We start from the raw sequence: 6,773 nt of genomic DNA, 5'->3' as shown, positions 1-6,773 counted from the left end.
CGCTGGAAGCGGAGGAGGCCGCCGACGCTATTCTCTTTCGTAGCGCCGACCCAGTTACGGTTGTCAATCTGGCCAAACTTGCCATCGTGGTTATAGTCAACTTCGGCCGTGACCGTGAAGCCGGGGACGACATCGTAGGCAACGTTTGCCGCGACACCGTAATTCTTGTCATCGTCAGCGGAAACCTGGAGATTGAACGAGGTCTTCTCGTTGAACTTGTAGGTGCCGCCTCCCCAGACTGCCCAGTTGCCGCCCCACTGCTTATAGAAGTTGCGGTCGATGTTCTTGTCGGTGCCGTAACCGGCCATCAAGAACAGAGACAGAGCGCTCGAAGCGTTCACGTCCAAGCGAACCTTGCCGGCATATTCTTCGAAGGTGCTGTCATAAGCAGCGACGCCCGTGATCGCGCCCCAGCCCTGCGTGTACTTCACGCCGCCGACGACATGCGGGACATAGCTGTCGATCGTGTCGTAACCCGAACTGATGTACGCGAAAGGCGGGACGCCGGTCGGGCCAGCGCTGCCGCTACCTTCTTCGAGGGAAACCACGCCCGACAAACCGTTGCCGAGGTCGAAGTAGTACTGGACGACGTTGCTGTCGAAGCCGCCATAGGGGACGATCGTGTCGTTGATGACGTTGCCGGCGTAACCGATGAAGGTGTCGAAGGCCGGGTCGTCCTTACCGACGCGCAGACCACCGATCTGGATCCAGGCGAAGTTCAGCGTAATGCCCGTGTTGCGGGCCTGCCAGTTGTTGCGGCTGTCGTTGGTCGTGGCCTGGTTGGCATAGTCGCCGAAGCTGTTGCCGAAGTTGAAGCGGGTCTCGGTGTAGGTCTTCAACGTGCCGAGTTCGGTTTCCTGGCCGGTCCAGGTCTTCAGGTTGAAGCGGGCATTCTTCCAGTAGGTCGAGTGGTCGTCTTCGCCCATGCTGTCAGGAACGTGATTGACGCCATCGAACGAACCGGCATCACCCACGCCGACGTCGTAGCGGACATAGCCGCCGATGCGCAGGCAGGTTTCGGTGCCGGGGATGTAGAAGTAACCAGCGCCGTAGACGTCGCAGATCTTGACGTATTCAGCGGGTTCCGGCTCGGCAACAACGACGGCGTCGGCGGCGCGCCCACCGGAAACTGCGATCAGAGCCGCAGCTGAGCCGAAAAGAAGGCTCTTAATGTTCATTTTCCTCTCCATTCAAAAGATCAAAAAAAGCCAGGGTATCTTTCGAGGCTGGCAACCCGCTCCCCGGAAAACGCCGCACCCATGGATCCAAGCTCCTCCTGCCGTCCGCAGCCGAAGGCGCCACTTCCGTCAATCGACGGAAATTGCTTGCAAAATGGCTCGAACGACAAACTTGGCGGTGGATGTATGCGGTGATTTCGCGATGACGTTAGGACAGGCGCAACTCGTCACGAATGGCGCTGCTACGCAAAATCATATCTGTGGCTAATGCCCTGTCCGCGGCAGCCATGTATCTGCCTGTGGCGCGCTCCCCGGATGGTCAACCGGGTCTGGGCTCGTAGATCGGGAATGCCTCGCAAAGCTCCTCGACCGACCGCCGAGCCGCCTTCTCCTGTTCGGCGCCCCATTGCGTTCCGACCGCATCCAGCACGTCGGCTATGAGATTGCCGACACGGGCAAACTCGCCCTCGCCGAAACCGCGCGTGGTGGCGGCCGGTGTGCCCAGCCGTATACCGGAGGTGACGGCAGGCGGCGCCGGATCGAAAGGAATGCCGTTCTTGTTGCAGGTCAGCCCTGCCCTGCCCAACGCCTCCTCCGCGTCCTTGCCGGACAGGCCCTTGCCGCGCAGGTCGACCAGCAGCAGATGCGTATCGGTTCCGCCGGAGACAATGTCGAATCCGCGCTCGCCAAGCGTCGCGGCCAGCTTTCTGGCATTCGCCACCATCTGCCGGGCATAGGTCTTGAACCCGTCCTCCAAGGCTTCACCCAGGGCAACGGCCTTGGCAGCAATGACATGCATCAGCGGGCCTCCCTGCAGGCCAGGGAACACCGCCGAATTCAGCTTCTTGGCGATGTCCTGGTTGTTGGTCAGGATCATGCCGCCGCGCGGGCCGCGCAGCGTCTTGTGCGTCGTGGTGGTGACGATATCGGCGACCTCCACCGGGTTGGGATGCACGCCGCCGGCGACCAGGCCGGCGAAATGCGCCATGTCGACCATCATCAGCGCGCCGACGGCATCGGCGATCGCCCGGATGCGCTTGAAGTCGATGATGCGCGGATAGGCCGATCCACCCGCGATAATCAGCTTTGGCCGTGTTTCCCGCGCCTTGGCCTCTAGCTCCTCATAGTCGATAAGGCAGTCGCTCTGGCGCACGCCGTATTGCACGGCGTTGAACCATTTTCCCGACAGTGTCGGCCGGGCACCGTGCGTCAGATGCCCGCCGGCGGCGAGCGACAGACCCATGAAGGTGTCGCTCGGCTTCAGCATGGCGAGCATCACCGCGCCATTGGCCTGGGCGCCGGAATGCGGCTGCACATTGGCGTGCGCCGCGCCAAACAGCCGGCAGGCCCTGTCGATGGCAGCCGCTTCGGCCAGATCGACATATTGGCAGCCGCCGTAGTAGCGGTGCCCCGGATAGCCCTCGGCATATTTGTTGGTCATCACCGAGCCTTGTGCCTCCAGCACAGCCGGCGAAACGATATTTTCGGATGCGATCAGCTCGATTTCGGACCGCTGCCGGCCCATCTCGCGTGCAATCGCATCGGCGACCACCGCATCCTGGAGCTTGAGGTTCCTCTGGAAAAAGCCGGTCATTCTGCTCGTCTCCTGGCGGCAAAAGGCGGACACGGTTTTCGGCGTCGCCATGCCTGGTGTTGGAACTGAAACGGGGAGCTAGTTCACTGCGTCAGGCGGGGTGCGGCCTTCGAAGAAGGCCGACAGATTGTCGATCACCCGCATGCCCATTGCGATGCGCGTTTCGCTGGTGGCGCTACCCAGATGGGGCAGCAGCACGACATCTTCACGCTCCGTCAAGGCGCGCGGCACGGACGGCTCCGTCTCGAACACGTCGAGCCCGGCACCAGTAATCCGACGCTCACGCAGCGCCTGGACCAGTGCGTCCTCATCCACCACATCGCCGCGCGCGGTGTTGATCAGGAAGGCTGATTCCTTCATGCGGGCAAGACGACGTTCGTTGATGAGGCGGGGGTTTTCGCCACCGCCCGGACAATGCAGCGACACGAAATCCGAGGCCGCCAGCACCTCGTCCACAGTCGCCAGCTGCCGCGCCGGCATGCCGGGGTGGGGAACCGGCTGGCTGTCGAAGAAGACGACCTCCATGCCGAAGCCGAAGTGACAGCGCCTGGCCATGGCCTGGCCGATCCTTCCCATGCCGATGATGCCGACGGTCTTGCCGCTGACCTGGGTGCCGCAGAGATGCGTCGGCCGCCAACCGGTCCATTTGCCGGAGCGCAGCTCGCGCTCGCCCTCTCCGGCACGGCGCGCGCACATCAAAAGCAGCGTCATGGCGAGATCGGCGGTGGCATCGGTCAACACGGCGGGCGTGTTGGTGACGATCAGCCCTGCTGCGCTGGCAGCGGCAATGTCGATGTGGTTGAAGCCGACACCGAAATTGCCAAGTATTCTTGCCCTGACCCCGCCTGCAAAGAGATCCGCGCCAAGCCGGTCGGTTACGGTCGGCAGCACGGCATCGGCAAGCAGCAGGGCCTGGCGAAGCTCTTGTTGCTCATAGGGCCGATCGGCTTCATTCAGCGTGACATCGAAATGGTCGCCAAGGCGCTGTTCGACCTCATGCGGCCAGCGCCGGGTAACGATTACCTTCGGTTTGCTCATGGCTACGATCCTCTCAAGCCGCGCGTTCGTGCCGCGGCTGCAAGGTCCGGCCGATCTCGGCGCGGTACCATTCCTGCGCAGCGGCAACACCGGAGCCGGCCTCGATTCGGGCTCCGGCGTCGCGTAACGACATTTCCGCCGAGGCCAGGGCGGCGAGGCACATGACCTCGTTGAGGTCGCCGAGATGGCCGATGCGGAACACGCGGCCAGCCACCTTGCTGAGGCCCGCGCCGAAGGATGTGCGATATCTGGAATATCCGTTGGCGATGACCTGTCTGGCATCGACGTCCTCGGAGACGACGATCGCCGAAACCGTATCCGACCACCATTTTTCCTCGTTGGCGCAGAGCTTTAGTCCCCACGCATGCACGCCGCGGCGCACACCTTCGGCGAGCCGGTGGTGCCGGGCAAAAATCTGCTCCAGTCCCTCGGCAAAGATAAGGTCGAGGCTGGCTCTCAGGCCAAGCAGCAACTGCGTTGGCGGCGTATAGGGGAAGAAGCCGGTCTTGGACGAAGCCTGCATATCCTCGAAGCTGAAATAGCAACGCTCCATGCGCGACTGCTTGTGCGCTTCCAGACCCTTGGCGCTCACCGCCAGGATGCCGAGACCGGCAGGCAGCATCAGCCCTTTCTGCGAACCGGTGATGGCGAGGTCGACGCCCCATTCGTCCATCCGGAAATCGATCGAGCCGATCGAGCTGACGCCGTCGACGAACAGCAGCGCATCGTGAGCCGTTTCGTCGAGCGCGGCACGCACGCCGGCGACGTCGGACGTCACGCCGGTCGCGGTCTCGTTGTGGGTGGCGAATACCGCCTTGATCTTGCTGCCCTTGTCGTCGCCCAGCCGTTGCCGATAGGCGTCGAGCGGAACCCCCTCACCCCATTCGACATCGATGCAATCGACCTCAAGTCCAAGGCGCTCGGCCATATCGACCCACAGGTGCGAGAACTGGCCGAAACGCGACATCAGCACCCGGTCGCCACGATTGAGCGTGTTGGAGATCGCCGCTTCCCAGGCACCGGTGCCTGAGCCCGGAAAGATGAAGACGCTGCCGGTCTCGGTCTTGAATATCCGCTTCAGGTCGCGAAACAAGGGCAGCACCAGTTCCGGAAAATCCGGTGCGCGCATATCCTGCATCGGCACGTTCATGGCCCGCCGCACAGCGTCGGGAATGTTGGTCGGACCCGGGATAAAGAGATGCGCCGTTCCATTTTTCATGATCTGGTTCTCCTGTTGATATGAGCATCGCCACACACGGGTCGGTGTTGCCGCCTTACGCGAACACAACCGTTTTTCGTCCGTTGATCATCACGCGGGCTTCGAGGTGCCGTTTGATGGCACGCGCCAGAACGCGGCTTTCGATGTCACGGCCGGCCGCGATAAAATCCTCGACGCTCATGGAATGCGTTACCCGCTCGGTTTCCTGCTCGATGATCGGCCCCTCGTCGAGTTGGGCGGTCACATAGTGAGCCGTGGCGCCGATCAGCTTCACTCCGTGCTCGAAAGCCTGGTGATACGGCCGCGCGCCCTTGAAGCTTGGCAGGAACGAATGGTGGATGTTGATGACCTTGCCGAACAGGCGCCCCGCGAGGTCGTCGGAATACACTTGCATGTAGCGAGCCAGGACGACGAGGTCGGCGCCGACGTCCTCGATCACCGCCAGCATCCGGCCTTCCTGTTCCTGCTTGTTCTCCTTCGAGATGGGCAAGACGTGGTAGGGAATGCCAGCCCATGCCGCAGTTTCGCGGCTGTCTTCGTGGTTGGAGATGATCGCTGCGACCTCGGCTTCGAGCCAGCCAACACGGATCTGGTAGATGAGGTGAAGCAATGCATGGTCAAACTTCGAGACCATGATGACGATTTTCGGCCGACGGCTCCGCTCAAGCAGGCGGCTGCTCAGGCCGAAGCGATCCACCACAGGCGCAAGTCCCTTGGTGATGGCATCGGCAGACACCCAGGCGGGCGCCGAAAAGGCAATGCGCATGAAGAAACGGTTCGAGGCCCTGTCCCAATGCTGGCTGCTTTCAGCAATGTTCGTGCCAAGGTTGGCGAGTTCGGTCGTCACTGCCGCTACGATCCCGGCCTGGTCTTCGCAGGACAGCGTCAGAATGAACGACAGTCGAAGCGCTGCACAATTCATCGTTCGTTGACCCGCGGCCAGCACGCCTCGCGATAATCGGCGAACCAGGCAAGCGTCTTTTCCCATCCGCCGAATGGGAAGAAATGGAGGTGTAGTGGCGCGGTCGGCGCCGGGTAGCTTGCCGCCATGGTTTGTAAGATCTCGGCTGGGTTCCGGTCGGCCACGATGTTGAAGAGGCCGCTGGCGGAACGCCGCAGCGCCGCGATCGAAGGGCCGACACCGCACATCATGGCGAACCGGATGAGTTTGGTAAGGCTGGTCACACCGGCCAGACCAACATGAACCGGCAGCCCGGGATGCGCCGTATGCAGACTGCTCGCCCAGGCGGCGATCATGTCGCCATCGAAGGCGAATTGCGATACGACCCTGGCTTCCAGCGACTGCTCGGCACAGATGTCGAGCTTGCGCCGCAATGCGTCCGTCAGCACGGCTTCGACGATGCTTGGATGCCCTTCCGGATAGCCGGCAACGAAGGCGGTTCGTATCGCACTGTCTTTGACCACGGGATGGGCGAGCAACTGGGTTGCCTCTCCCAACGGCCCCGGAAAGAGAGCCGGATTGCCGCCAAGAAAGAGCGCTTCGCTTATCCCGTTTCGACTGTGGGCGGTGACAAGATCGATATAGTCCTGCTCCGAATTGAAGTTCCGCGCGCCCAGATGTGGCACCGGCACAAAGCCCAACTCCTTGATCCGGCGCGCTGCTTCGATTTGCAAAGCCTCGGGCTTGCCGGGAAGGTGAGTAAGAAAGACGCGCGAGCCAAGCGGGAAGCAGTCGGCTGGTGGCGCAAAGGTGGGTGCCTGCGCCGGTGCCAGTTCGATCGAC

Annotated in this window: 6 protein-coding genes; all 6 read right to left on the bottom strand. The window is 62.2% G+C overall.

What is annotated here, in order from left to right; genetic code table 11:
• Window positions 1–1,178: porin (locus EN925_RS17205; protein ID WP_164894249.1), on the bottom strand; the 1,178-nt coding region annotated here is incomplete at its 3' end.
• Between the two features lie 319 nt (window positions 1,179–1,497).
• Window positions 1,498–2,772 carry a serine hydroxymethyltransferase gene (glyA, locus tag EN925_RS17200; RefSeq protein WP_024505107.1) on the bottom strand — a complete coding sequence of 425 codons (1,275 nt, stop codon included), beginning with the start codon at window positions 2,770–2,772 and terminating at the stop codon, window positions 1,498–1,500.
• A 78-nt stretch (window positions 2,773–2,850) separates the two neighbouring features.
• Window positions 2,851–3,810 carry a D-glycerate dehydrogenase gene (locus EN925_RS17195; protein WP_128336735.1) on the bottom strand — a complete coding sequence of 320 codons (960 nt, stop codon included), beginning with the start codon at window positions 3,808–3,810 and terminating at the stop codon, window positions 2,851–2,853.
• Window positions 3,811–3,823: 13 nt separating this feature from the next.
• Entirely contained in the window at window positions 3,824–5,029 is a 1,206-nt protein-coding gene (locus EN925_RS17190) for an aminotransferase class V-fold PLP-dependent enzyme (RefSeq protein ID WP_024505109.1), read from the bottom strand.
• Between the two features lie 55 nt (window positions 5,030–5,084).
• Window positions 5,085–5,951 (bottom strand): formyltetrahydrofolate deformylase, encoded by an 867-nt coding sequence (purU, locus tag EN925_RS17185; protein WP_027163729.1) that lies wholly within the window; start codon window positions 5,949–5,951, stop codon window positions 5,085–5,087.
• Window positions 5,948–6,773, bottom strand: an 826-nt coding sequence (locus EN925_RS17180; protein ID WP_128336733.1) for a methylenetetrahydrofolate reductase, incomplete at its 5' end; no start/stop codon positions are given. The genes EN925_RS17180 and purU, both read right to left, overlap by 4 nt.

This window comes from Mesorhizobium sp. M7A.F.Ca.US.006.04.2.1 (assembly GCF_004022915.1).
GTDB lineage: Bacteria > Pseudomonadota > Alphaproteobacteria > Rhizobiales > Rhizobiaceae > Mesorhizobium > Mesorhizobium ciceri.
The sequence above is the reverse complement of the archived record's forward strand: the minus strand, read 5'-3'. Positions and strand labels throughout refer to the sequence as shown.